Annotated in this window: 18 protein-coding genes and 1 pseudogene; 5 read left to right on the forward strand and 14 right to left on the reverse strand. The window is 70.1% G+C overall.

The features are described 5' to 3' along the window. Positions 1 to 29: 29 nt before the first annotated feature. Positions 30 to 1226, reverse strand: a pseudogene (locus tag IF00_RS40850) (DUF418 domain-containing protein). Positions 1227 to 1404: 178 nt separating this feature from the next. Then, positions 1405 to 1932 (reverse strand): hypothetical protein, encoded by a 528-nt coding sequence (locus IF00_RS0101610; protein WP_030313327.1) that lies wholly within the window; start codon positions 1930 to 1932, stop codon positions 1405 to 1407. A 383-nt stretch (positions 1933 to 2315) separates the two neighbouring features. Between IF00_RS0101610 and IF00_RS0101615 the strand changes: the two genes are divergently transcribed. Both IF00_RS0101615 and IF00_RS0101620 read left to right on the forward strand, forming a co-directional pair. Beyond that, the gene (locus IF00_RS0101615; protein WP_037637381.1) at positions 2316 to 2942 is read left to right on the forward strand and encodes a response regulator; all 627 of its coding nucleotides are present in this window, start codon (positions 2316 to 2318) and stop codon (positions 2940 to 2942) included. Then, positions 2939 to 4060 carry a sensor histidine kinase gene (locus IF00_RS0101620; protein WP_030313330.1) on the forward strand — a complete coding sequence of 374 codons (1122 nt, stop codon included), beginning with the start codon at positions 2939 to 2941 and terminating at the stop codon, positions 4058 to 4060. Before IF00_RS0101615 ends, IF00_RS0101620 begins: the two co-directional genes overlap by 4 nt. A 121-nt stretch (positions 4061 to 4181) precedes the next feature. On the opposite strand, the gene IF00_RS0101625 is transcribed toward IF00_RS0101620, so the two are convergent. The 12 genes from IF00_RS0101625 to IF00_RS0101680 all read right to left on the reverse strand — a co-directional run bounded on the left by IF00_RS0101625 (position 4182) and on the right by IF00_RS0101680 (position 21004). Further along, positions 4182 to 6806 carry an RICIN domain-containing protein gene (locus IF00_RS0101625; RefSeq protein WP_030313332.1) on the reverse strand — a complete coding sequence of 875 codons (2625 nt, stop codon included), beginning with the start codon at positions 6804 to 6806 and terminating at the stop codon, positions 4182 to 4184. Positions 6807 to 6846: 40 nt separating this feature from the next. Beyond that, on the reverse strand, positions 6847 to 9210 hold the full coding sequence (locus IF00_RS0101630; protein ID WP_030313334.1) for a non-reducing end alpha-L-arabinofuranosidase family hydrolase: 2364 nt from the start codon (positions 9208 to 9210) through the stop codon (positions 6847 to 6849). A gap of 280 nt (positions 9211 to 9490) precedes the next feature. After that, a complete protein-coding gene (locus IF00_RS0101635) occupies positions 9491 to 11041 on the reverse strand; it encodes a sigma-70 family RNA polymerase sigma factor (protein ID WP_030313336.1) in 1551 nt (516 codons plus the stop codon). Positions 11042 to 11233: 192 nt separating this feature from the next. Further along, a complete protein-coding gene (locus tag IF00_RS0101640) occupies positions 11234 to 12709 on the reverse strand; it encodes a non-reducing end alpha-L-arabinofuranosidase family hydrolase (protein WP_030313337.1) in 1476 nt (491 codons plus the stop codon). Next, positions 12709 to 13455, reverse strand: coding sequence for a cupin domain-containing protein (locus tag IF00_RS0101645; RefSeq protein ID WP_030313339.1), 747 nt, complete (start codon positions 13453 to 13455; stop codon positions 12709 to 12711). The genes IF00_RS0101640 and IF00_RS0101645 overlap by 1 nt, the downstream gene beginning before the upstream one ends. Beyond that, positions 13452 to 14366, reverse strand: a complete 915-nt coding sequence (locus IF00_RS0101650) for a DUF6807 domain-containing protein (protein ID WP_106975745.1) — start codon at positions 14364 to 14366, stop codon at positions 13452 to 13454. Before IF00_RS0101650 ends, IF00_RS0101645 begins: the two co-directional genes overlap by 4 nt. Then, complete coding sequence (locus IF00_RS0101655) at positions 14363 to 15409, reverse strand: Gfo/Idh/MocA family protein (protein WP_030313343.1); 1047 nt, start codon at positions 15407 to 15409, stop codon at positions 14363 to 14365. Before IF00_RS0101655 ends, IF00_RS0101650 begins: the two co-directional genes overlap by 4 nt. After that, positions 15406 to 16440, reverse strand: a complete 1035-nt coding sequence (locus tag IF00_RS0101660; RefSeq protein WP_388308667.1) for an endo-1,4-beta-xylanase — start codon at positions 16438 to 16440, stop codon at positions 15406 to 15408. The genes IF00_RS0101655 and IF00_RS0101660 overlap by 4 nt, the downstream gene beginning before the upstream one ends. A 35-nt stretch (positions 16441 to 16475) precedes the next feature. Next, on the reverse strand, positions 16476 to 17867 hold the full coding sequence (locus IF00_RS0101665) for a glycoside hydrolase family 30 protein (protein WP_030313346.1): 1392 nt from the start codon (positions 17865 to 17867) through the stop codon (positions 16476 to 16478). A gap of 35 nt (positions 17868 to 17902) precedes the next feature. Continuing rightward, positions 17903 to 18733, reverse strand: coding sequence for a carbohydrate ABC transporter permease (locus IF00_RS0101670; protein WP_030313347.1), 831 nt, complete (start codon positions 18731 to 18733; stop codon positions 17903 to 17905). Beyond that, a complete protein-coding gene (locus IF00_RS0101675; protein ID WP_425338245.1) occupies positions 18730 to 19710 on the reverse strand; it encodes a carbohydrate ABC transporter permease in 981 nt (326 codons plus the stop codon). Before IF00_RS0101675 ends, IF00_RS0101670 begins: the two co-directional genes overlap by 4 nt. A 1-nt stretch (position 19711) precedes the next feature. After that, positions 19712 to 21004, reverse strand: a complete 1293-nt coding sequence (locus IF00_RS0101680; protein ID WP_030313350.1) for an extracellular solute-binding protein — start codon at positions 21002 to 21004, stop codon at positions 19712 to 19714. Positions 21005 to 21245: 241 nt separating this feature from the next. Between IF00_RS0101680 and IF00_RS0101685 the strand changes: the two genes are divergently transcribed. From IF00_RS0101685 to IF00_RS0101695, 3 genes are read left to right on the forward strand one after another with little or no spacing between them, the layout of a single operon-like run. Next, entirely contained in the window at positions 21246 to 22259 is a 1014-nt protein-coding gene (locus IF00_RS0101685; protein WP_030313351.1) for a LacI family DNA-binding transcriptional regulator, read from the forward strand. A gap of 9 nt (positions 22260 to 22268) precedes the next feature. Further along, the gene (locus IF00_RS0101690) at positions 22269 to 24488 is read left to right on the forward strand and encodes a beta-glucosidase (RefSeq protein WP_030313353.1); all 2220 of its coding nucleotides are present in this window, start codon (positions 22269 to 22271) and stop codon (positions 24486 to 24488) included. Next, a complete protein-coding gene (locus IF00_RS0101695; protein WP_030313355.1) occupies positions 24485 to 25984 on the forward strand; it encodes a glycoside hydrolase family 43 protein in 1500 nt (499 codons plus the stop codon). Before IF00_RS0101690 ends, IF00_RS0101695 begins: the two co-directional genes overlap by 4 nt. Positions 25985 to 26090 lie beyond the last annotated feature (106 nt).

Genomic DNA, 26090 nt, shown 5'->3' on the forward strand with positions numbered 1-26090 from the left:
CCATGCGTGCCGAACGTCCCGGCCCGGCCTCATCGGATGTGCTTCGCCGGTTGGTGGCGGCGTTGAGCAACGCGTCCAGCGGTCCGCGGCGGAAGAAGCGGGACCAGCCCGCGGCGAACGCGATCGCTCCGAGGATGAACAGGAGCACGGGGATCCAGGACGTCTGGCTGCTTTCGCCGGCCGATGTGCCGAGCATGGGCTGGGCGAGGAAGTGACCGACGTAGGCCGTCAGGGACATGGTGCCCACGGCGATGACGGGTTTCGCCAGGCTGCGCAGGCGCGGCAGGCGGTCCATCAGCACCGTCCCGCCCATGATCACGAGGATGGCGACGCCCACGCTGCCGACGATGTCGAACGTGGTGCCGCTGTGCGGCCCGGCGGACAGCAGTTCCGAGGCCGCCCGCCGGGGGGCCTCGAAGGATCCGCTGCCGAAGGACGACGCCTTCTCGAACCCGGCGGACGACTTCCCGTCCTCCGCCATGCTGCGCAGCGCGTCCTTGCCCGCCGGCAGCAGGGACAGGCCGTACGCGCCGACGGTCAGAGCGGCACCGAGCGCGGCCAGGCGACGCTGGACGGGGACGGACGACAGGTCGAGGCGGCCCAGCGCCATGCCTGCGACCACGAACGACATCCACGTGATCGTTGGATGGAAGCCGGTGAGCAGCAGGTCGAGCACGCCGACCTCGCTGATCTTCTTGAGCGGGTCGTAGGCGTCGATGGTCTGCTGGACGGACTCGCTGAGCCGCGAGTTCAGGACGAACGCCAGCTGGGGTGTGACGAGCGCGAGCCCGGCCGCGGTGATCGCCAGTGCCTTGGCGGACAGCCGCAGCAGGGGCAGGGCGAGGAGGAAGTAGACACCGTAGAAGCCGAGGATGATCACTCCCCCGTACTCCATCGCCAGCCCGGTGCCCAGCGCCAGCAGGACCACGGCGCGGATCGCGATCCGGGCCTTCGCCTGCCGACCCGCCAGGCCGGTCTTCGGCTCACGGCGCCCGGCGATCAGCATCAGCGAGAACCCGGCGAGGGTGGCGAACAGAACCGACGAGTGGCCGTCGGCAAGATACCGGACCCATCTGGCGACGCCGTCCGTGGCCGACAGCGGCGGGCCGATGTGCACGATGTACATGCCGAACACCGCCAGCGCGCGGGCCAGATCCACCCCGACCAGGCGCCCCGTCGAGGGACCTCCGGAGAGCTTCCTGGGACTCGGTCGAAGAGCGGGGCAGTGGAGGCGAGTTCTCCTGCGGCGGCTATATCTGTGTGATACGGACAATCTCCGGGCGCCGCCAGGAAGCGGACCATCCGACGGGCTTCGGTGAGATCCCCGCCGACCGGCCGGGACCAGCCCCGCCGAGTGGCGGAACGGCGCCCAGGACGGTTCGCGGGCCCGGACGGCCCACCGTCCTACTTGATGACGGCGTTGGCCACCACGACCACGAGGCCGAGCAACGCGTCCACCGTGCCGATCCCCACGGCGGAGCCCCAGGTGCGACCGGCGGCGCGGGCCGCGGACAGACCCCAGGCGAACAGCAGCACCACGTTCACGGCGAAGACCACGCACTCGACGTCCGCCGTGGGCCACCATCCCCAGGCGGCGCCGAGCAGCACGCCCAGCGTCGGCACCGTCGCCACCACCAACGGCCACTCGGACAGCAACAGCCGCACCCCGGCGCGCACACCGTGATGGGTCCGGTCGCCACGCAGGGCCATCAGATGCGCGTAGCCGTGGGCCAAGGCCGAGGCGAAAGCCGTCACCAGGAGCCATTGGGCGCTGTTGAACCGATCGGCGGGCGCCGTCTCACCCTGTTCCGTCAGGGCGGCCACCATGGAACTGGCCAGCACCGCCCCGTACACACCCCCGAAGAGCACACGGGGTCGCGCCGCACAGCGACGCAGAGCGCGGACGGGCTGACGCAGGAACGGGCGGGGCATGACGGGGTCGTCCTCGAACGGTAGGGAAACGGCTGCGGCCCGCGGACTCGTGCGGGCCCATGGACCGACTCCAGCGCACGAAGGACGACGGACACCATCCGCCGTCCTTCGTGCACTGCCCGCCGACAGGCGGGATCGTCCCCCCGGAACGGCTGGAGCCGACCCGCCGGATGTCCACACTCCACGGTCATCGCGCCACCGCGTACCCTGCCGGACGTACTGTCGACGGCAGGCGATCACCGTACGAGAGCGTGTACGCCCCGGGTGCGGGTGCCGACACGGATCGCCGAGAGGCCGGACGGAGCAGACGAGTGTGAGGCGGAACGCCGGTGATCCGGGTAGTGGTGGTGGATGACGAGGCCCTGGTGCGGTCCGGTTTCCAGATGATCCTGAACGCGTCCGCCGACATCGAGGTCGTCGCGACCGCGGAGGGGGCGCAGGCGGCCGACGTCATCCGGCGCGAGAGGCCGGACGTCGTACTCCTCGACATCCGCATGCCGGACGTGGACGGCCTGACCGTCCTGCGGAAGATCCAGGAACTGGCCGCACCGCCGCACGTCGCCATGCTGACCACCTTCGACACCGACGAGTACATCCTCACCGCGCTGCGGTCGGGTGCCGCCGGCTTCCTGCTCAAGGACACCGAACCCGAGCAGCTCGCCCAGCTCGTGCGCACCCTGGCCGCCGGCGGGGTGGTGATGTCCCCGAAAGCCTCACGCGCGCTGCTGCGCGGTCATCCTGGGGCGGGAGCACCCCAGGACGCGGAGGTGGCACGGGTGAACCTGCTCAGCGACCGGGAGCGCGCCGTCCTCGTCCTGGTCGCGGAAGGACTGTCCAACGCCGAGATCGGCACCCGTATCCATCTGAGCGCGGGCACCGTCAAGGACCACGTCAGCTCGATCCTGAACAAACTGCGGGTCGCCGGCCGTGTCCAGGCCGCACTGCTCGCCGAGCGCGCCGGACTGCTCGGCAGGAACGGCGACAACCCGTCACGGGACAACGGGCGATGAGCACGGGCCGGGCACTGTGGCGGCGCGTACCCCCCTGGGCCGTCGACGGGGGTCTCGTCGTCCTCGCCGTGCTCGACGCCTGGATCAACCTCTACGGCGAGGGGACCCCTCTCGTCTGGGCCTGCGTCGCCCTCGGCAGCACGGCGTTGTTCCTGCGCAGGCGCTTCCCGCTTGCCGTCTTCCTGTTCACCCTGCCCATGACCCTTTTCATGGACGTCGCGGTCGCGCCGATCACCGCCCTGTACACACTGGCCGCGTCCACCCGCAACCGACCGATGCTGGCCGGCTGTGCCCTGCTGAACGCGGGGGTGGACACCCTCGTCTGGCCGTTGTCCGACGCGTTCGACGGCGACCGGACATGGACGCTCGTCCAGTTCGTCTACACGCTGGCCACGGCCGTCGCCCCCGTCCTGTTCGGCCAGCTCGTGCAGGCCCGGCACGACGTGGCCCGACAGCTCGTCGAGGTCGAAGAGGCCCGGGAACACGAACGTGCCCTGCACGCCCAGACCGTCCTCGCCAGCGAGCGCGCCCAACTCGCCCGCGAGATGCACGACGTCGTCTCCCACCAGGTCAGCCTCATCGCCGTACAGGCCGGAGCGATGCAGGTGGCCGCCAAGGACCTCGACGCCCGAGAGGCGGCTCGCACCATCCGCACCCTGAGCACGAACACCCTGGACGAACTCCGCCACATGGTCACCCTGCTCCGCGCCTCAGGCGGCAGGGAAACCGCACTCACCCCCCAGCCCACCCTCGCCGACCTCCGGCAGCTCATCGCCAACAGCGGCATCGAGACCACCCTGGCCGGGGAGCTTCCCGCCGGCATCAGCACCACCGCTCAGCGCACCGTCTACCGTACGGTCCAGGAAGCACTCACCAACGTGCGTAAACACGCCCCCGGCGCCCGCGCCGAGGTACGCCTGTGGCACGACGCTCACCACTTCGGCGTCACCGTGACCAACACCGCCCCCACCCGCCCGTCTGTCGCCCTGCCCAGCGCCCGCCACGGCCTCATCGGTCTCAAGGAACGCGCCGAACTGCTCGACGGCATCCTCACCGCCGAATCCACCCCACAGGGCGGGTACAAGGTCGAACTACGAGCCCCCGCCCGGTCCGACTGAGCCGGCCGCGCAAGCAGCCCCCGAGGCGTGTCGGCAACGGGTCGCCCCTCCCGGGGGGGGGAGGCCGTAGCACCTGCCGGGGCCGCAGGCGCCGTGCCTGCGGCCCCGCTGGGGGGGAGGGTCAGGACGGGTCGCCGTACTGGAGGCCGCGTCCGTTGGTGCCGACGTACACGCGGCCGTAGGTGTCGGGGTCGCCGGTGACGACGCCGACGCCTCCGATGGCGCCCCACTGGTGGGCGTCGTCGTTGACGCGGAGCCAGGTGGCGCCCTTGTCGGTGGAGCGGAAGACGCCGGTGACGTCCTTGACCGTACCGATCAGATAGAGGGCCTGGTAGGAGGCGCCGGGTGCGGCCTTGCCGAAGCCGAGGGCGGACGCGGACCGCACCGTGGCGAGCGTGGTGAAGGTGCGGCCGCCGTCGGTGGAGTGCAGCAGCCCCTGGCCGCCGCCGGCGATCCACAGGTCTCCGGCGACGCCGGGGACGGCCGTGAGCCGGCCGGCGGGCAGGTTCGTGGCGCGGGCGGTGAAGGTCGCGCCGCCGTCGGTGCTGGCGTGGAGCGTGCCGCCGGACAGTGAGTAGAAGGTCCTGGCCGAGGAGCGGTCGGCGACGACGACGGCGCCGGTGCCCAGGCCGCGGACCTTGGACCAGCCGGCCCCCTTGTCGGCCGAGCGGTACGGGGCCTGGCCGGCCTGGGTCCAGACGATGGTGGAGCCGTCCGCCGCAAGCGCGACATGGCCGTCCTGGGCGCCGGCCGCCGGCTCCGTCTTGAAGCCGGTCCAGCTGATGCCGCCGTCGGTGGAGTAGGCGCCGTCCTGCGCGCCGCCCCGGCCGACGCGGACCATCATCGAGGGGTTGGCCTGGGCGAAGTCGATGTCGGTGCTGTTGGTCATCATCGGGTTGTTCAGCCGCCCGGCGGGCACCTTGGTCAGGTCGTCATGGCGGAAGCCGCCTTGGTCACCCATGGCGGTGATGACGGTGGCTCCGCCGGGCGGGGCGATCGCGTCCATCAGCGCGGTCTCCTCCAGCCCTCGGGCACCCATGCTCCAGTGGCTGGTGCCTCCGCGGTCGGAGGCGTCGGCGTCCTTGCTGCGCAGGATGCCGTTGCCGGTGCCGTACAGCACGTGCCCGGAGTTGAAGGGGTCGATGGCCAGGGCGGTCATCCAGTGCCCGGTGTGGGTACCGACGTAGGGAGCGGCGGAGGCGTCCCGTACCGATTTCCCGGCCAGTGGCTTCCAGGTCGTGCCGCCGTCGGTGGACCGGTAGATCTCGTCCTCGGGCCACCAGCGGCCGAGGGTGGTGACCATCACCGTGGACGGCTTCTGCGGGTCGACGGACAGGCCGGAGAACCCGTAGTCGCCCTGGGACGGGGAGATGTTCTCCCAGGCCCCGCCGGCCGGCGTGTGCTTCCACACCGAACCCGCCGTCACGCCGTTGGGTCCGAGGGCGTTGGTGTACGTCAGGTACAGCGAGCCGTCACCGGAGAGCACGCCGTGCTGCGGCAGCTGTCCTGTGGGCTGCCCGGGGACGGCCTGCCAGGTGCTGCCGCCGTCGGTGGAGCGGTACAGGGACGTGGACCTGTCGGCGACACCGACGTAGATCGTCCTGCTGCCGGCCGGACCGTACGTCACGAAGGAGATGCCCGCGCCGCTGCTCGCCCCGTCCTTGACGGGGAACGAGGAGACCTGCCGCCATGTCACACCGCTGTCCGTGCTGCGCCACAGGCCGTTCTTGCGGGTGCCCAGCAGCAGGGTGCGGTTGTCCGACGGGTCGATCACGAGCCGTTCGCCCGCCCCGCGGCCGTCCTCGTTGCCGCCCAGCTTGAACGGCAGCTCAGTGCGCTGGAAGGTGCGGCCCCGGTCGGTGGAGCGCAGGATCGCGCCGTTGCCGGCCCACTCGTTGGTGTAGGTGCCCGCCGCGAGGTAGAGGCGGTTCGAATCCACGGGGTCAGTGGCCAGCGCGTCGATGCCGAGCAGGTTCCAGTCCTTCTCGCCGAGCCAGTCGGTCAGCGGGATCCACTGCTCGGCACCGGTGTCCCAACGGTAGGCGCCGCCCATGTCGGTACGCGCGTACAGCAGACCCTTCTCCCGCGGGTTGAACACCAGCCCGGTGACGTAACCGCCGCCGACCACCTGGGCGTTCCTCCACGTGTACGGTCCGGTCCCGGTGGCTGGCGCCTCGGCCGTCTTCACCAGCTTCCACTGCTGGTTGGTGCTGCCATGGCCGCCGTACTGGATGACCGCCGCGCCGTCGGCCGTGGAGCCTCCGGAGACGTCCAGGACCTGACCGCTCCTGCGGGAGGTGAAGGTGACGGCGCCGGAATCGCTCACCTCGTCGATCCGCCACTCCTGGGAGGCGGAGGGGCTGTCGGTCTGCTGCTCGGCGGCGGCCGCCTGTGCGGTCGCATCGCCGGCTATGCCCAGCACCTTGCCGCTGTTGCGGTTCACCAGCTCGTAGTAGCCGTCGCCGGTGGGCCGCAGCCGCCACTGCTGGTTGGCGGTGTTCTGGTCGGTCCACTGCTGGATGCGGGTGCCGTCGGCGGTGGAGAAGGCGTTGACGTCCAGGGCCTTGCCGCTGTGCACGGAGAGCAGCCGGTAGTAGGCGTTGGCGTCGACCGTCGCGGCCTGCGAGTCCTCCTGGGTGAACAGGAGGTACGGGACGACGGCGGCGGGCACACCGAGCAGCAGGGCGGTGGCGCTCCAGCGACGACGGTGACGCCCGCGGCGCGCGCCGTTCGTGGGGTTGTTCATGAGGGGGGTGTTCTCCTTGGGTAACCGTGGATCGGGCGGGTCAGCGCTGCAGGGTGAGGACGCCCGGCCGGTACGGCAGTCGGTCGTAGGGGCCACCCGCGGTGCGGGACTTCCCCTGGTAGAGGAACTGCAGGTTGCAGGGGTCGATGGTCATGGTCTGATCGGGGTTGCTGCGGACCAGGTCACCGTGGCTGATGTCGTCGGTCCACGTGGCTCCGCTGTTGGCCCTACCCGCGAAGGGGTTGCTCTCGGTCGCGGCCTGTGGGGTCCACGCACCGCTCAGGCTGGAGGCCGTGAACGAGCGGAAGTAGCGCTGTTCGTTCACGCCCCGGGCCTCGACGATCATGAGGTACCGGTTCTGGTCCTTGACCTTGTAGACCTGGGGGGCCTCGAAGAGGTTCTTCGCCGTGTCGCTCATGACCGTCGTGTACGACGAGCCGAAGCTGCCCGGGAAGTTCCCGATCGGCATGCTCGCCCGGTAGATCCTGCCGTTGTCACCGGCGAAGAACAGGTACATGTTCGTCCCGTCGCCGATGAGCGTCTGGTCGATCGGGCCGGTGCCGGATACGGTGCGGGGAATGCTGCCGGTGAACAGTGGCTTCGGCGCGGACCAGCCGTTGGGATTGGTGGGGTCGCTCGACGTGCGGTAGCTGAAGGGCGATGCCCCCCACTGGTACGCCAGCACCCAGATCTTCTTCGGCGCGAAGTAGAAGAGCGTCGGTGCCACCGCGTTCTGGCTCATCTTCGTCTGGCCGGCCGACGCCATGTCGGACCAGTTCGTGAAGGGGCTGAACGCCATCGAGCCGTACGAGGTTCCCGACGCGCTCGACGCGTAGACCAGGTGTTTGCCGTTGTGCATGGCGTGAGTGAAGTCCTTCACCGCGGCCCATCCGTTCGCCGGCTGGGCGAGGGCGCCCGTGGAGCTCCACTTGTACGTCGAGGGAAGAGCACACGCGCCGCTGCCCGTCGCGGAGGGGGCGGTCCACTTCTGGTTGCCGACCGACGCGCAGGTGTACAGCTGGATCGTGGTGCCGTTCGCGGTGGCCGCGCCGACGGCGTCGAGGCACAGCCCGGACTGGACACCGGTGATCGTGCCGTCGGTGTTGATGCTCCACTGCTGGTTGGCGCCGCCGTTGCAGTCCCAGATGATCACCGGGGTGCCGTTGGCGGTGCCCTTGCCCTTGGCGTCCAGACACTTGTCGCCATGGACCTTCAGTTGCTTGGCGGCGGTGTGGGTCCAGCGCTGGCCGGCCTGTCCGCTGCAGTCCCACAGGTGCGCCCGGGTGCCGTTGGCGGTGGCGGAGCCGGGGATGTCGATACAGCGGCCGGAGGCCACACCCTTGATCTCCCCGGCACGGTCGGTCGGCTTGGTCGGCGTGGGGCCGGAGCCGGACGTGAGAGCGTTCATGACGGCGGTGTAGGCGGGCTTGGGCTTGCCGTTCCGGTCGAACAGCAGGGGGCTTTCGCCGCTCCGCCAGGAGTCGCTGTCACGGACGCCCCACACCGTGATGCCGGTGCACCGTGCCACGGACAGGCAGGCGCTGACCGTGTTCGCGTAGTGGGTGGGTGACGCCTGGGCGATGTCCAGCTCGGTGATCTGGACGTCGACGCCCAGGGAGGCGAAGGCGGCCAGGGTGGTCCTGAAGCGCGCCGGCGGGCCGCCCGCCCCGAAGTGGCTCTGGAACCCGACGCAGTCGATCGGCACGCCACGGGACTTGAAGTCCTTGACCATGCGGTAGACGCCCTGAGTCTTGGCGTCCGACCAGTTCTCGATGCTGTAGTCGTTGTAGCAGAGCTTGGCCGAGGAATCGGCCGCGCGGGCGGTGCGGAACGCTTCCTCGATGAAACCGTCGCCCAGCACCTTCTGGAAGACCGAGTCACGGAGCCGGCCGCTGCCGCCGTCGGCGAACGCCTCGTTGACCACGTCCCAGGCGTAGATCTTGCCCTTGTAGTGGCTCATCTGGGTGGTGATGTGGTGGTTCATCACACCGCGCAGCGTCTGCGCGTCGCGGATGGAGCCCACCCAGGAGGGGAGCTGCGAGTGCCAGACCGTGGTGTGGCCGCGTACGCGCTGACCGCGTGCCAGGGCACGGTCGACGATCCGGTCCGCGGGACCGAAGTCGAAACGGCCGCGGGACGGCTCGATGGCGTCCCACTTCATCTCGTTCTCCGGGGTGATCATGTTGAACTCCCGGTCGGCGATCGCGGTGTACGCCGAGTCGCCGAGCCGGCCTGCGGCCACAGCCGTGCCGAAGTACCGGCCCGAGGGGGCCGCGTGAGTACCCAGGCCTGCGGCGCCCGCGGAGCTGGGGAGGAACGTCACGACACCGGTCACCACCGCCGCGGCCGACAGCCCTATCGCCCAGGTACGGCGACGGCGGCGGAGCCGGTGCAGGCCCTTCATGCCTTTCCTCGCGGGTCGCGGTTCAGGTGGGGGCGTTGCGTCATGGGAGGCCTCTCTTCAGGGGGGATATGCCAGTGGGGGAAGGTCACCCCTGAAGTGGAGGCTGCCGAACTCGCGGTCGCGTAACAGAAAAGTCGCGCCGCCCGGAAGTTCGCTCAGTGACGCATGTCGCAGGCAGAAAGCGTTATGCCGAGCCCCGCGGTTCGGTCGTCCCCGCGGAGGCGGTGCAAGGCACCCGCCTCACTGCCTGGTGGGAAACGGCATGGCGCAGGAGCGACTCTCAGGACCAGGTCCGGCGCACGATGAAGGATGCCTGCCCGGCGAAGGTCCGTGTTCCGTCGGAGCCGTCGAGCCAGATGCCTCCGTCACGGTGGCGGAGGACGGAGCCGGGATAGTTGTGCGCGTGCAGGGTCACCGCCCCCGCGACCGACCCAGGGCGCGGACAGAAGGTCGCGTCTTCACGGAACAGATTGCTGCCGTCGTCGGCGCTCAGCCGCAGCCGGAGGTAGTAGTGGCGAAGGTACCGGCCGTCCGCGGCGCGGAAGGTGACGCACCGTGTGTCGGCCAGCCCCGCGATGACCGTGAAGGTGCCCCGGTCGCGGGTCTGCGCGCCGCTGGACGCGGAGACCCGACCGAGCGTCGCGTGGTCGCCGGTATGAGTGACGAACAGTCCGGGTTCGTCCACGGACTCCAGCGACCGTGCGCCGAGCGGAACAGTGGCTGCGGCGGCGGACGGACTCACGGGGGACGGTTCGTCCGACGTCCTGGTGCCCGACGGGGCCGGCGAGGCGGTGCCGGCCGTGGGGGCGGCGATGACGGCGGGCACCCGAGGCGCCGGTTCGGGCCAGGTCGCATATACGGCGGTTCCGGCGATGAGCACCGCGCCGGTGGCGAGGCTCACCAGCGGGTGAGCGGTGATCGCCGCGAGTTTGCCGGTCAGCGCGACGGGCAGGCCACCTCCCCCCGTCGCGGTGCCGACAGCGAGGTGTGCCGCGGCCGGCCCGGCGGCGATCGCGGCGGTACCCGACAGCAGGCCCTTGGCGGCGAGCGCGGAGACCAGTCCGGCCGGCACGGCCAGTGTCGCGAGGCCGAGGGGGAGCATCTCGGCCGGAACCCGTTCCGCCGTCGGCGCCGTGCAGACCGGGCAGTCACGGGTGTGCCGCGCCAAGCGCTTGCGCCACACCGATGCGCGCGAGCCGTCCCAGCCGACGACGGCCTCGTCCAGTCGGGTACAGCGCGGGTCGGCCTCCAGCGCGGCGACGATCGTCCTGCACAGTTCCAGCTGCTCACGCATGCGTTGCAGGCGCACTCCGACGTGGGCGACCGTGAGCCCGGTCGCGGCGGCGATGTCGTCACGGCTCAGCGAACCGGCGCATTCCTGCCACCAGAGCGACAGCAGCACCCGATGATCCGGATCGAGCCATCGGCCGGCCTCGACGACGCGACGGCGCTCGTCGGCGACATGCAGCCGCAGGATCGCCGTGTCCACAGGCTCCGCGCCGGCGTCCGGTATCCGGTGCGCCTCGTCGATGACCGCGGTCCGTTCGGCGAAGGCGTGCTTCCGGTGCAGGTGGGTGTTGATCTGGCGGAGCGTGATCGACACGAGCCAGGACCGGAAGCTCTCCGGGGCGCGCACGGCCGGCAGGTCGCGCACCACACGCAGCAGGGTCTCCTGGACGACGTCGTCGACGTCGGCATGGCCGCTCAGCGCTCGCCCTACGATGTTGTAGACCAGCGGCAGGTACGCGGCGATCAGCTCCTCGCGCGCACCGTCGTCACCGGCCTGCGCCGCGACGACCAGCCCCGCGTGGTCCACGTCGATGAGCCCCATTCCCACCCTCTCCAGGGAAGCGGTCCACCGGCGGACGGCGACCGGCCTCTGCGTCGGCAAAGAATACGACGTGAGACGGGGTCGGTCCGCCGGCGTCGCCCGGTGGGCGGCCGGCACAGGTGACGCGGGTCCGGACGCGGCCCTGGCCCGCGACCATGGCGGGCCCGGGCGACGACCGGGCCCGCCACGTGGTCAGCGCTGGAGCGTCAGCAGACCCGGGCGGTAGGCCCACTGGCCGTAGTCGCCGCCGGAGTTGGGATCACGACCCTGGTAGAGGAACTGCAGGTTGCAGGGGTCGATCGTGAAGGTCTGGTCGGCGCCGGCGCGGATCAGCTCGCCGTGGCTGATGTCGTTGGTCCAGGTGGCGCCGCTGTTGGCCTTGCCGGCGAAGGGGTTGCTCTCGGTCGCGGCCTGCGGCGTCCACGAGCCGTTGAGGCTGGTTGCCGTGAACGAGCGGAAGTAGCGGTGCTCGCTCGCGCCCCGGGCCTCGACGATCATGAGGTACTGGTTCTGGTCCTTGACCTTGTAGACCTGGGGCGCCTCGAAGAGGTTCTTCTCCGTGTCGCTCATGACCGTCGTGTACGACGAGCCGAAGCTGCCCGGGAAGTTCCCGATCGGCATGCTGGCCCGGTAGATCTTGCCGTTGTCACCGGCGAAGAACAGGTACATGTTCGTCCCGTCGCCGATGAGCGTCTGGTCGATGGGGCCCGTTCCCGACCCGGCGATGCTTCCGGAGAAGAGCTCCTGCTCCGCCGACCATCCGTTCGGGTTGGTGGGGTCGGTCGACGTCCGGTAGGAGAAGGCGGTCCTGCCCCACTGGTAGGCGAGCACCCAGATGTTCTTCGGCGCGAAGTAGAAGAGCGTGGGTGCGACGACGGAATTCGACATCTTGTTCTGGCCCGTCGTGGCCATCTGCGACCAGTCGGCGAACGGAGTGAAGTTCATCGAGCCCCAGCCCACTCCCGTCCCCGTGGTGCCGTGGGTCGTCGCGTAGACGAGGTGCTTGCCGTTGTGGGGGGCGACGGTGAAGTCCTTGAGCGAGGCCCATCCGGCCTTGGGCTGTGCCAGCGCGCCCGTCGACGACCAGCGGTACGTCGAGGGAAGGGCACAGGTGCCGGGGGTGCCGCCGCCCACCTTGACGAACTGCCACTGCTGGTTGGCGCCGCCCCAGTCGTCGTACTGGACGACGTTCGCGTTGTCGGCGGTGGAGGCGCCCTGGACTTCGAGGGCCTTGCCGCTGTGGCGCGCGACGAGCCTGACGTGGCCGTCCGCGCTGTCGGCCAGGCGCCACTGCTGGTTGGTGCCGTTCACGTCGGCCCACTGGACGATCGCGGCGCCATTGGCCGTGGAACTGTTCTGGACGTCCAGGACCTTGCCGGAGTGGCGGGACTTGACACGGTAGTAGCCGTCGCCTGAGGCGACGAACTGCCACTGCTGCTGGTTCTGGTCGTTCCTGGTCCACTGGGTGATGCGGGCGCCGTCACCGGTCGCCAGGTTGTAGACATCCAGGGCCTTGCCGCTGTTGCGGTTGACCAGCAGGTACCAGGCGTTGGTGTCGACGGTCGCGGCGGCGGCAGGCGGGGCGGTGAGGAGAGAGGCCCCGAGCAGCAGCGACGACAGGACCGCGAGGACGAGACTCAGGACCAGGGGTGGACGGCGAAATCTCATCAGGAGAGCTCCTTCGGTGGGTGGGGGTGAGATGACTTCGACGAACCGCGCGGCGGGCGCGTCGGGAGATCGGGGACGGAATAGGGACGGAGACGGCCGCACATGCCGAATACCGGGTCCTCCGGGCGCTCCAGCCGCGACACCTCGCCGTGATCGAGGTGGGAGAGGTCTCCGGCCTTCAGCCCTGCCAGTTGGCATCCGGTCGCGAGGGTCGCCGCCAGCGGGCCGTCACGCCAGCGGAACCACCAGGCGTCGAGCAACTCGCTCTTCAGGCGGTGCGCCGCGCTGTGGAACTCCCGCAGCCCTCCTTCGCGGCGCAGGGTCAGGAATCCCTCCAGTGCCAGGTCACGGCGGCGGCGCGCCGCCGCGGCATGGTCGCCGGTCAGGACGGCCGCCGCCCGGTAGGCGTCGGGATCGGCGAGCACGGGCGCGGGGAAGGTGAAGACGGCGTCGCCGGCCTCGGGGAGGCCGCTGTTCTGCATGAGGACCACGAGACGCAGGCCGCCGGCATTGACGAGGCGGTGGATTGTTCCGGGGGTGAACCGGACGACGTCGCCGGGGCGCAGCGGGGTGTCGGCGAAACCGGAGGTGGTGAGGGTCTGGACGCTGCCCTCGCCGCCGATGACCACGTACGCCTCTGAGCAGACGAGGTGCATGTGCGGGGTACCGCCGCACAGCCCGTCGGCGGCCTCCCAGTCGTACACGGTCAGCCCGGAGATCCCCACCCCGCCGGGAAGCGGGGTCACCACGGGTGTTCCTCGACGTGGCGGGACAGGCGTGAGGGGGTCCACGCGCCGTCGGCCACGACGATCCTGTAGCGGCGCGACAGGGTGTCGCCCGGGGCCAGCGGCAGTTCCCTGTCGAACGCCAGGGACGGGTTGACGGCGGGGAAGGGCTCACTGCGGACGAACCAGTGGCAGGGGGCGTCCGGATCGTCCAGGAACAGCAGCGTGGAGGAGCGGTCGACCTCGTCGTGCGTGCCGACGAAGGCCAGCCAGTCGCCCTGCTCGCCCATGCCGGGGCCGATCACCCCGCCGCCGGTGAAGTCGCGCGGGCCGCGCCAGAAGAGGCCCGAGTATCCGGCCAGGTCTCTGCCCTGTGTGCCGGGGCTGCCGAACATCAGGGCGGTGCTGAGGACGTTGGTCAGCGAGGTGGTGATCTCCAGGGTCCAGGAGTCGGCCTCGACGTCGCGCGCGGTCAGCGTGCGGCGCTCGTCGATCCAGTGCTGCCCCGCCATCGTGTGCCAGGCGAGGTGTTCGGTGACGACGGCGCGGCCGGGGCTCTCTTCGGCGGCCAGGGAGAGGCTGCGCATCGTGCCGAGGTTCGGCAGGTCGACGTAGCCCTGCCCACGCAGGTAGGTGCCGCCGCCCCAGAAGTTCTGTCCCGACACCCATGAGGCCGTGAACTGGACGCCCTTGTGCCAGCGGTGGTCGTGCGGGCGGTACGCGGTGACCACGTCGCCGGCGAGGGTGCGCACCGGATGAAGGTAGGGCTTCGGCGCCTCGAAGGGGTCCATGACCGGCCGGTGCACGTACCGGAAGAGGTCGGTGCCGCGTGCACGGACGGTCAGCGCGTCCTCGCGCTCCAGGAGCTCGAAGCGCTCCAGGAGCTCGAAGTGCTCCGGGAGTTCGACGTGCTCGGGGAATTCGGACGTCATCGGAACACCTCCGGGTGTCCCCCGTCGAGCGATCCGTAAAACGGGTCGGTCGCGTCGATCTCTCCGCGCCGGACCGGCAGACCGGTGATCGCTGCCTTGTACAGGGCGGTGACCAGTTCCATGGTGGGTCGGCCGAGGCCGGGCCGGATCCCGGCCTCGTAGCCGTCCAGGAACTCCGCGAGCTGAGCGGTGTGCGAGCTGGGCAGGTCGTCCGGCGGCTCCCACTTCGCGTGGGGCGACCTGGCGGTGAACGTCCAGTCCGCGTTGGAGTAGCCGTACAGGTGCCGCAGCTCGACCGTGGCACCTGTGAGGTCGAACCGCAGGTAGCTCTCCTCGCGTGGCGAGAGGACGCTGTTGACGACCGTCGCGAGGGCTCCGTTCTCGAACCGGACCAGAGCCGTGGACACGTCCTCGGTCTGCACGTCGCGTGCGAGGCGGCCGGCCATCGCGCGTACCTCGGCCCATGGGCCGAGCACCGCGAGCATCAGGTCCATCTGGTGGATGCCGTGGCCGAGCGTCGGGCCGCCGCCCTCGCTCCGCCAGGTGCCGCGCCAGGGCACGTCGTAGTAGGCGTCGTCGCGGTACCACGCCGTGACGCACTGCGCGACCAGCGGACGGCCCAGGGTCCCGGCCGCGATCCGGTCGCGCAGGTACCGGGCGCCCGAGCCGTACCTGTGCTGGAACACGGCGCCCGCGGCGGCGGTGCCCTCGGCCGCGTGGATCCGGTCGAGCTCGGCCAGCGAAAGGGCCACCGGCTTCTCGCACCACACCCACGCCCCGGACTCCAGGCAGACCACGGTCTGTTCGGCGTGCAGGTACGGCGGCGTGCACAGGTGCACGAGGTCCGGCCACTGCTCGTCGAGCATCGTGCGCAGGTCGGTGTAGACGGCGGGAATGCCGTGCTCGGCCGCGAAGGCCTCGGCGCGTGCGGCGTCCACGTCGACGGCGGCCACGATCTCGGCGCGGTGTGCCTGCGCCCGGAGGGCGGGTACGTGGCAGATGCCCGCGATCCCGCCCGTTCCGACGATCGCCGTCCTGATCATCCGCCCAGCACCTTCCTGATCGCGTGGTAGGCGGGCTTGGGCGCCAGATTCTCGTCGTAGGGCAGCGCGGCGCCCTCACCGGGGAAGACGGAGGGGATCCACGAGTACTTGTCGGTGTAGTCCCAGATGGTGACCCCGACGCACTTCCTGACCTTGAGGCAGGCCTCGACGTAGTCGGCGTACCAGGTGGCCTGGGTGGCGAGCTTTTCCGGGGTCGCGGGGAGGTTCATCCGGATGTCGAGCTCGGTGACCGCGACCTCGACGCCGAGGTCGGCGAAGCGCTGCATGTTCTGCTTGACGTCGGCGGGGAAGCCGTACTGGAGTGCCAGGTGCCCCTGGATGCCGAAGCCCTCCACCGGGACGCCGTCGGCCTTCAGCTGCTTGATCAGGTGGTAGTAGGCGTCGCTCTTGGGGCCGATCCCGTCGACGTTGTAGTCGTTGAGGTACAGCTTGGCGTGCGGGTCGACCTCGTGGGCCCAGCGCAGGGCGTCGGCGATGTAGCCGGGGCCGAGCGTCTTGTAGAAGACCGACTCGCGGTAGGTACCGTCCTCGTTGAAGGCCTCGTTGACGACGTCCCAGTGGATGACCTTGCCCTTGTAGTGCCGGGCCACCTTCTGGATGTGGTTCTTGAGGACGGGGCGCAGCTCTTCGGCGGTCCAGCTGCGCTCGGTGAGCCAGGCGGGGAGCTGGCTGTGCCAGACGAGGGTGTGGCCGCGGACCTTCTGGTGGTGGGCCTTGGCGAAGGCCACGACCTCGTCGCCGGCGGTGAAGTCGAAGACGCCGGGCTCGGGTTCGGTGGCGTACCACTTCATGGCGTTGCCAGGGGTGGTCTGCCCGAACTCGCTGCCGAGGAGCTTCAGATAGGCGGCGTCGGTGAACTCGGGGTTGTCGGTGGCCGAGCCGAAGTACTTGTGGTGCTTCCTGGCCAGTTCGCCGAGCGTCCTGGGACGCGGCTCGGCGCTCGCGGGCGCGGCGGCGAGGCCGGCCGCGAGGCAGACGGCGGCGGACAGGGCGATGAGGTGCCGGGACATGGACATGGATGACTCCTCGGAGGGGGTCCGTCGTTTCAGTCGAGGACGATCGTGGTCAGCGCGCGCGGGGCGAGCGTGGCCGTGAGGGTCGTACCGTGCGCGGAGGCGACGTCGGCCGGGGTGATCGAGCGGGTCTCGTCGGTGACGTAGCCCTCGGGGTGCCGGTCGTGGCCGCCGCGGAGGGCGAACTCGGCGGACTTCTCGGTGGTCGCGGTGTTGAGGATCTCGATCACGCGGCTGCCGTCGGTGTTGCGGAAGGCCGTGACACTCAGGGCCGGGTCGGCGTCCGTGACCGGCACGCGGACGGCGTCGGGGCGGATGAACCGGCTGAAGGCGGCCAGTGCCCAGTACCGCTTGGACACCCGGTAGTCGTCACCGGGGTCGGCGAGCTGGATGAGTCCCCGGGTCGCGTTGAGGGACGCGCCGGTCCAGTAGACGTAGGCGTTGGCGTTGCCGACGGTCAAGGTGTTCTGGATGTCGGCGGCGACGGTGAGGCCGTCGTAACCGCTGCCGTCGTCCCAGTTCTCGTTCCAGGTGGTGCCGTCCGGTGACCACTCCGACATCCAGACCCGCTTGTCGGTCGGCTGCGGGACCGTGGTCGGACCGCTGTAGCGGTGGCCGGTGACGGTCCGCACGGCCTTGTCGGCCTCGGGGTCCGCCTCGATGGCCTCGGTGTAGGCGACCTGCCGGCCCCAGCCCGCTGCGTCGCAGCAGACGACGCCGGTCTTCAGTCCGGACGCGCGAACGGTCGGCCCGAGCACCTTGAGGAAGTCGACGGCCTGCTGCGGGGTGAACCGCATCGAGGCGTAGGTCGCCGTCCAGTCGGGTTCGTTGGTGAACCCCAGGTCGGTGATCGGGATGCCTTCCCGCTGGTAGAACTTCGCGTACTGGACGAGGTAGTTCGCGTAGGCCTGACGCCATTCGGGCAGGAGCTCGCCGCCGTCGTTCTCGCTGCCGTTGGTCTTCATGAAGGCCGGCGCGCTCCAGGCGTCGGCGAAGAACCGCTTGACGCCGTACGCCTTGGCCTCCTTGGCGAGCCAGACTTGGCCACCGTCCCAGCCGTCCCAGACGTACTTCGGCGGGGCGCCGGGCCCGCCGGGATCGGACGGCAGGATCGTCGGCATGTGGTCGTAGACCCGGTCGGTCGACGACCCGATACCCAGGCGCAGGATCGACAGGCCCGCGCCCTTCTCCTTGCCGAGCAGCAGGTCGAGCACCTCGCGCCGCTTGGCAGGGCTGAGTCCGCGCGTGCCGTGCAGCAGGTCGGCCCGTTGGAAGGCCATGGAGAAGCCGAATCCGTCGATGGGCTGGAGTTCGGCCCGGAAGTCGATAGCGGGGCGGGGGGCGGGTGGCGCGGGGTCAGCGGCGGCAACGTGAGTTGTTAGCGCTAACAATATGACTGCGGTCAGCGCGGTCAGGCGTTTCACGGGGTCTCCTCGGAGTGGAGGGCACGCGGGACGGGTCAGCCCTTGGTGGCGCCGGCGGTGAGGCCGCCGATCAGCTGGCGCTCGGCGACGGCGTAGAAGGCGAGGGCGGGGACCATGGCGAGCACGATGTAGGCGAGGACGAGCGCGAAGTCGGTCGAGTACTGGCCCTGGAACTGCTGGACGCCGACCGGGATCGTCTGCCATTTCGGGTCGTTGAACACGAGCAGCGGCAGGAAGAAGTTGTTCCAGCTCGCGACGACCGACAGTACCGAGACCGTACCGAGCGCCGGACGTGCCATCGGCAGAAGGATCTTCCAGAAGAAGCGGAGCTTGCCGCAGCCGTCCATGGTGGCGGCCTCCTCGATCTCCGCCGGGATGGTCCGGAAGAAACCACGCAGGATCACGATCGTCATGGGAAGCCCGAAAGCCGCCTGCGGGAGGATCACTCCGAGCGGGTTGTCGAGCAGGCCGAAAGTGCGCAGCATGAGGAAGAGCGGCAGGACGGCCACCGCGAACGGGAACATCAGCCCGATCGTGAAAAGCGTATAGAACAACTCCCTGCCCCGGAAGGCATAGCGGGCCAGTACGAACGCCGCCATCGCGGAGGCCGCCACCGCGCAGACCGTCGTGCCGATCGCGATGCCCGCACTGTTGGCGATCTGCCGCCAGAACATTCCGTCGCCGAGAATTCCGGTGTAGTTGCCGATCTTCCACTGCTCCGGCAGGCCGAACGGGTTCGTCGTGAGCTCGCCGGTGCTCTTGAACCCGGAGATCACCGCGTAGATCAGCGGCACGACGACGAAAGCGGCGATCAGCCAGACCACGGCGTGCAGCGAAAGGCCGCGCGCCGTCCGACGGGTGTTCATCGGGCGCCTCCCGAGGTGACGGCCCCGCTCAGGTCACGGCGGAGCACGTACCGCTGGTAGAAGAGGGAGAAGACCAGACTGATCATGAACAGGACCACGCTGATCGCGCTGGCGTAGCCGACCTGGTACCGCTTGAACCCGAACTGGAACATCGCGATCGCCATCGTCTCGGAGGAGTGGTTGGGCCCGCCCGCGGTCATGACCCAGACGAGGTCGAAGAGCTGGATGGACCCGATGATCGACAGGAAGACGCTGATCCGGATGGTCGGCCCGAGCAGCGGCAGCGTCACGTGCCGGAAGCGCTGCCAGGCGCCGGCGCCGTCGATGGACGCGGCCTCCAGGATCTCGGTCGGGATGCTCTGCAGTCCGGCGAGGAAGAGCATCATGTGGAAGCCGAAGTACTTCCAGATCATGACCACGAAGAGGGTCGGCATGACCGTCGAGGGGTCGGCGAGCCACTTGCCCCGCAGCCCCTCCAGGCCCAGGAGCCCGGCGAGATGGTCGGCCATGCCGGCACCGGGCAGGAAGATCATCGTGAAGAGGACGGCCGTGACCACCTCGGACAGGATGTACGGCGCGAAGAACAGCATCCGGTAGACGGCCCGGCCGCGCAGCTTCTGGTTGAGCAGGACCGCGGTGAGCAGCGCGAACGGCAGCTGCACCGTGATCGACAGGACGATCAGGTAGAGCCCGCGTCCCAGGTCGCCGAGGAAGACCTGGTCGTCGAAGAGCCTGGTGTAGTTCGCGAAGCCGACGAAGTCGTCCATGGGGCCGATCCCGCCCCACTTGAAGAAGCCGGTGAAGACGGCGACGACGATCGGGGCGAGGACGAAGACGAGGAAGAGGACCAGGGCCGGGACGAGGAACCAGGCGACCGACGCCCAGTGTCCCCACCCGCGCAGGCGCGCCCGGGCCGGGCGTGGCGGGGGCGTCGGCACGGCCTCCTCCGTCCGCTCCTTTGTCAGGGTGGACAACAAGCTAGGCACTCTTCGCAGCCTCGGTGATCGAGGCGGTGACCTGTTCAGGGGTCTTCTTGCCGGCTATGAGGTCGGCGACGCTGTCGTTGACCTCCTGGCCGACCGCCGGCGGATAGGCCTGGTCGAGGAAGAGCTGGAAGCCCGTCGCCTTGCCCAGGCTGCCGGCCACCACCCTCTTGTTGGCGTCGGTGAGCCGGCTCTCCGCTCCCTTGACCACCGGCAGGTAGCCGTTGGATGCCAGCAGCTTGGACTCGTTCTCCAGGACGAAGAACTTCAGGAAGTCCAGGGCCTCCTTCGGGGCGCCCTTGCGCAGCGCGAAGCCACCGCCGCCGCCGAACACCTCGGTGGCCTGTCCCACACCGCCGTCGACCGTCGGGAAGGGGAAGAAGCCCAGGTCCGCTCCGAGGTCGGCGCCCGCGTCCTTCTGCACCGACGGTCCCCACTGCCCCATCAGCTCCATGGCGGCCTCGCTGTTGCCCATGGTCGCGGCCTGCCCGCCGGGGGTGGCGTAGCCGGCGCCGAGAAAGGCCGTCTGGAACGGCTGGAGGTCGACGAGCTCCTTGAGGTGGACGCCCGCCTGGACGAAGCCGGCGCCGGTGAAGTCCTTGGTGGTCGCGGCCTTCTCCAGCGCGGGGAGGCCGGCGACGCGCATCGCGAGGTAGGCCCAGTAGTAGTGGCCCGGCCACTTCTCCTTGCCCGCGAGGGCGATCGGGGTGGTGCCCGCCGCCTTGAGCTTCCGGACGTCGTCGAGGAACTCGGCCCAGGTGGACGGTGGGGTGGTGATCCCGGCCTTGGCGAAGAGCTTCTTGTTGTACCAGAAGCCGACCATGCCGATGTCGTAGGGCACCCCGTAGGTGCGGCCGCCGAACTGGTAGGCCTGCAGCGAGACCGGGGTGAGTTGGGACGACCAGTCCAGGAGGTCGGTGAGGTCCTCGACCAGCCCCGCGTCGACCTGCTGCTGGAGCACGCCGCCGCCCCAGGTCTGGAAGACGTCGGGGAGCTTGCCCGAGGATGTGGTGGCGGTCAGCTTGGACTTGAACGCCTCGTTCTCCAACGAGGTCGTGTTGATCGCGACATTCGGGTGAGCGGTCGTGAACGCCGTGGCGATCTGCGGGAAGAGCGACTTGCCCGGTTCCGTCGTGGCGATGTTCCACCACTCGAACGTCACCTTGCCGTCGGCCGACGCCCTTCCGCCCGACGCGCCGGCCCCGCAGGCCGCGGTCATGGAGACGGACAGTGCGGTCAAGCCCGCGAGTGCCAGGAAGTTTCGTCGGCTCGGGGGAGTGCTGGCCATGGGACCTCCGTGATGGGGATGCCGGGTACGACGCCGCTTTTGCGCCCGAAAACCTTTCGAAACACTCTCGAATTCTGTGGTGCCATAAACTAGGAACACCAGGCTGCACGGTCAAGACCTTTCACCGATCCATCTCGGAAAAGCTTGTGATCCTGGGCTTGACAAGCAGTCACACCGATCAGAAACTCTTCGAAAGTTTGCGATATCCGTCGTCGATCGACGGCGTCGAAGAGGAGAGAAGTTGAGCGAGCAGCGTGCGACTCTGGCGGTCATCGCCGCAGAGGCAGGGGTCTCCCAGGCCACTGTCTCCAAGGTGATCAACGGCCGCTCCGATGTCGCGCCCTCGACACGCGAACGGATCGAGGGCCTGCTGCGGTCCCACAACTACCTCCCGCCCGGTCGGCAGGGCAGGGCACGCAGGTCGGGCCTGGTCGACCTGATCATCGGCGGTCTGGACAGCGCGTGGGCGGTGGAGATACTGCGCGGCGTCGAGGCCGAGTGCGCCCAACGGGGCGTCGGCACCGTCGTATCGCTCGTCCCGCCCGGCGAAGCCACGCCGTCGAGTTGGGCCGCACTGCCGGTCCTGCACCACAGCGACGGCGTCATCCTCGTCACCGCGTCGGTCACCCAGGCTCAGCGCGCCCAGATCGAGCGGGGCGGGGTGGCGCTCGTCGTCATCGACCCGATCGACCTGCCGGGCAACGGCGTGCCGAGCATCGGCGCGACCAACTGGGCGGGCGGCCTCGCCGCCACCGAGCACCTGCTGGAAATGGGGCACCGCCGGATCGCCGCGATCGGCGGGCGCAAGGAGATGCTCTGCAGCCAGGCCCGCATCGACGGCTACCGGGCCGCTCTGGAGCGGGCCGGGATCGAGGTCGAGCGCGACCTGATCCGGTTCGGCGACTTCCAGCACGAGGGCGGGTTCCGGTGTGCCCAGGAGCTGCTCGCCCTGCCCGATCCACCGACGGCCGTCTTCGCCGGGAGCGACCAGCAGGCGATGGGCGTCTACGAGGCCGCCCGGCAGGGCGGACTGAGCATCCCGCAGGACCTCAGTGTGGTCGGTTTCGACGACCTGCCGATGTGCGAATGGCTGTCGCCTCCGCTGACGACGGTGCGTCAGCCGCTGGAAGAGATGGGCCGGCTCGCCGCCCGCACACTGTTCCAGCTTCTGGAGGACCAGCCCCTGGTCAGCCCTCGGATGGAGCTCTCGACCGAGCTCAAGGTCCGGGTCTCCACCGCCCCGCCCCGTCCCTAGGAGAACCCCTTGACCGAGCCCTGGTGTGATCCTCTGCTGCCCGCTTCCGTGCGAGTCGCCGATCTGCTGAGTCGGATGACGCTGGAGGAGAAGACCGGGCAACTCGCCGGCTTCTGGGCACTGCCCTCGAATCCCGGGACACCCGTCGCGCCGATGGAGGACGATTCCGGCGAACCCGCGCCGAGCCTCGACGACATCGTCGGGCTCGGGCTCGGCCAGCTCACCCGGGTGTACGGAACCGCTCCGATCACCGCGGAAGCCGGGATGGAGCGGCTCGCCTCACTCCAGCGGCAGGTGACCGAGGCCGGCCGGTTCGGCATCCCGGCGATCGCTCACGAGGAGTGCCTGACCGGGTTCATGACGTTCGGGGCCACGGTCTTCCCCGGGCCGCTCGCCTGGGGCGCGTCCTTCGATCCCGGGCTGGTGCGGCGGATGGCCGGGGCCATCGGCGAGGGGATGCGGCGGGTCGGCGTCCACCAGGGGCTGGCTCCGGTGCTCGACGTGGTCCGCGACTACCGGTGGGGCAGGACCGAGGAGTGCATCGGTGAGGACCCCTATCTCGTCGGGGCGATCGGCACCGCGTACGTGCAGGGCCTGGAAGGCGCCGGCATCGTGGCGACGCTCAAGCATTTCGCCGGTTACTCGGCCTCGCGCGGCGGCCGGAACATGGCCCCCGTCGCCTCGGGGCCGCGCGAGTTCGCCGACGTGCTGGTCGAGCCCTTCGTACGGGCGCTGCGCGAGGGAGGCGCCCGGTCGGTGATGAACAGCTACACCGACGTGGACGGCGTCCCGGTCGCCGCCGACGAACGCCTGCTGACCGGACTGCTCAGGGACGAGTTCGGTTTCGACGGCGTCGTCGTCGCCGACTACTACTCCGTCTCCTTCCTGGAGAGCCGGCACGGCGTCGCGGGGTCGCGCGGCACGGCCGGCGCGCTGGCGTTGACCGCCGGAATCGACGTCGAGCTGCCCACGGCACGCTGCTACGGCGAGCCGCTGACCGCGCTCGTACGGTCGGGAGACGTACCCGAGGAGCTCGTCGACCGGGCCGCGGAGCGGGTCCTGCTGCAGAAGGCCGCACTCGGTCTGCTCGACCCCGACTGGGAACCCGTCGAGCCCGAACCGGTCGACCTCGACCCGCCGGAGAACCGGGCACTGGCCAGGCTCCTGGCCGAGCGGTCCACCGTGCTGCTCGCCAACGACGGCATCCTGCCGCTGCGTCCGTGCCGGGTCGCGGTCAGCGGGCCGTACGCCGACGACCCCCAGTCGTTCCTCGGCTGCTACTCCTTCCCCAACCACGTGGCGCTGCCCGGCGCCCCAGGGCTGGAGATCCCGACGCTCGGCGAGGCGTTCGCCTCTGCCGGGTTCACGGTCACCGCGGAGGATCCGGAGGTGAACGTGCTGGTACTCGGCGACCGGGCGGGCATGTTCGGCCGGGGCACCTCGGGAGAGGGCTGTGACGCCGAGACCCTCGACCTGCCCGGCGACCAGGCCGCACTCGCCTCCGCCGTGCTGGACTCCGGGGTGCCGACCGTCCTGGTCCTCGTCTCCGGACGCCCCTACGCGCTCGGCTCGCTGGCGGAGCGCGCGGCGGCCGTCGTCCAGGCCTTCTTCCCCGGCGAGGAGGGCGGGACGGCGCTGGCCCGGATCGTCAGCGGGGCCACGGAGCCATCCGGGCGGCTCCCCGTCTCCATCCCCCGCCAGGTCGGGGGACAGCCCGGCACCTACCTGCACTCCACGTTGGGCGGGCACACCGACTGGAGCTCGGTGGACCCGACTCCGCTCTTCCCGTTCGGGCACGGGCTGAGCTGGACCAGCTTCACCTGCTCGGATCTCTCCGTGGATCCCGTCGCCCCGACGGACGGAGCCGTCTCCGTCGCGGTCACCGTACGCAACGTCGGCGAGGTGGCCGGGACCGAGGTGGTCCAGCTCTACCTCTCGGACCCCGAGGCGTCCGTCGTGCGACCGAGGCGGTGGCTCGCCGGATTCGGCAGGGTAGAGCTGCGGCCGGGCGAGGCCGCCCGGATCACCTTCTCCGTCCACGCCGACCGGACTTCCTTCACCGGTGTCGACCTGCGCAGGAGAGTGGAGCCCGGAGAGATCGGCGTGGCCGTCGGACGGTCCAGCGGCGACCTCCCGCTCCAGGGCTCCTTCACCCTGCACGGCCCCGTACGTCACCCGGCGGCCGACCGGGTGCTGTCCGTGCCGGTCGAGATCGTCCCGGTGCCGTGACCACGTCCTTCGGGGATCCCGTGCTGCCCGGGTTCCGGCCCGACCCGTCCGTCTGCCGGGTGGGGGCGGACTACTACCTGGTGACGTCGAGCTTCGAGTGGTTCCCGGGGCTTCCCGTGTTCCACAGCCGCGATCTCGTGAACTGGCGACGTCTCGGCTCCGCGCTGGACCGGCCGTCCCAGCTCGATCTCGACGGGTGCGAGCCCTCCCGCGGCCTGTTCGCGCCGACGATCCGCCACCATGACGGGCTCTTTCACCTCGTCTGCACGCTGATGGACGGCCCCGGACATTTCGTCGTCACGGCGGACGACCCGGCCGGGCCCTGGTCGGAACCGTACTGGCTGGAAGGAGAGGGCTTCGACCCGTCGCTGTTCTTCGACGACGGGCCGGACGGCGACGGCCGGGCCTGGTTCACCGCCGCCCGTGTGCTGGACGAGGCCGCCGGCCGCACCGAGATCTGGATGCGTGAGTACCTTCCCCGCGAACGACGGCTCACGGGACCCGAGTACGTCCTGTGGTCGGGAAGCCGACCGGGCGCCCGCTGGTCGGAGGCCCCGCACATCTACAAGATCGAAGGTACCTATCTCCTGCTCACCGCGGAGGGCGGTACCGACGTGGACCACAGCGTGGTGGCCGCGCTCGCGGACCACGTGACCGGCCCGTACGAGGGCGCCCCCGACAACCCTGTGCTGCCTCCCGCCACGGGCCCCGTGACCTGCACCGGGCACGCCGACCTCGTGCAGACCCCGGACGGCGACTGGCGGGCCGTCCTCCTGGGCGTCCGCCCGGGCTCCGCCATCGGACGCGAGACCTTCCTCAGCAGGGTCACCTGGAACGACGGCTGGCCGGTCTTCTCCCCTGTCGACCACACGAGCCCCCGGCGCCGTCTCCAGGACGACTTCGCCGCGCTCTCCACCGACTGGAGCACCCTGCGCACCCCCCGCGCGCCGTTCTGGACCACCGGCGACGGGATACGCCTCCAGCTCCGCCCCGAACGCCTCGGCGAACGCACCGTCCCCTCCCTCCTGGTCCGCCCGCAGGAACAGCCGGACTGCGACGTCTCCACCGAACTGCGCTTCACCCCCGCCGCACCCGATGAACAGGCCGGCCTCGCCGTCGTCCTCGACGACGACACCCACCTCCTCTTCCTTCGCACCGAGGAAGGACTCGTCCTCCGCCACGGGCCCGAGGTCCTGGCCGGCGCTCCCGTCCCCCCGGGGCCCGTTCGCCTGGGGATGCGCGTCCGGGGCTTCAGCCACACCTTCGCCCACGCGGCGTCCGACGGCACCTGGCAGGACCTGGCCACCGTCGAAGCCACGTTCCTCACGCCGCTGTTCACCAGCGTCCAGCTCGGCCTCTACGCCACCTCCCACGGCCAGCCGTCCACGAACCACGCCCACTTCACGTGGTTCGACATCGCGTACCCGCGCCGGCCCTCCGGGGCGACAGGCATCGACGACCCGGAAATGGGAACCGAAGCAATAACTCGCTTATGAACGAAGCAGTCCCCATCGAAATACTTTCGATAGGGACTGCTTCGTTCATGGCGCTCCCGACATTCCTTGAAGGACCCTTTCGAGAGGCCTCAAAGGCCCCATTCTC

Source organism: Streptomyces flavochromogenes, assembly GCF_000717595.1.
Taxonomy (GTDB): domain Bacteria; phylum Actinomycetota; class Actinomycetes; order Streptomycetales; family Streptomycetaceae; genus Streptomyces; species Streptomyces flavochromogenes.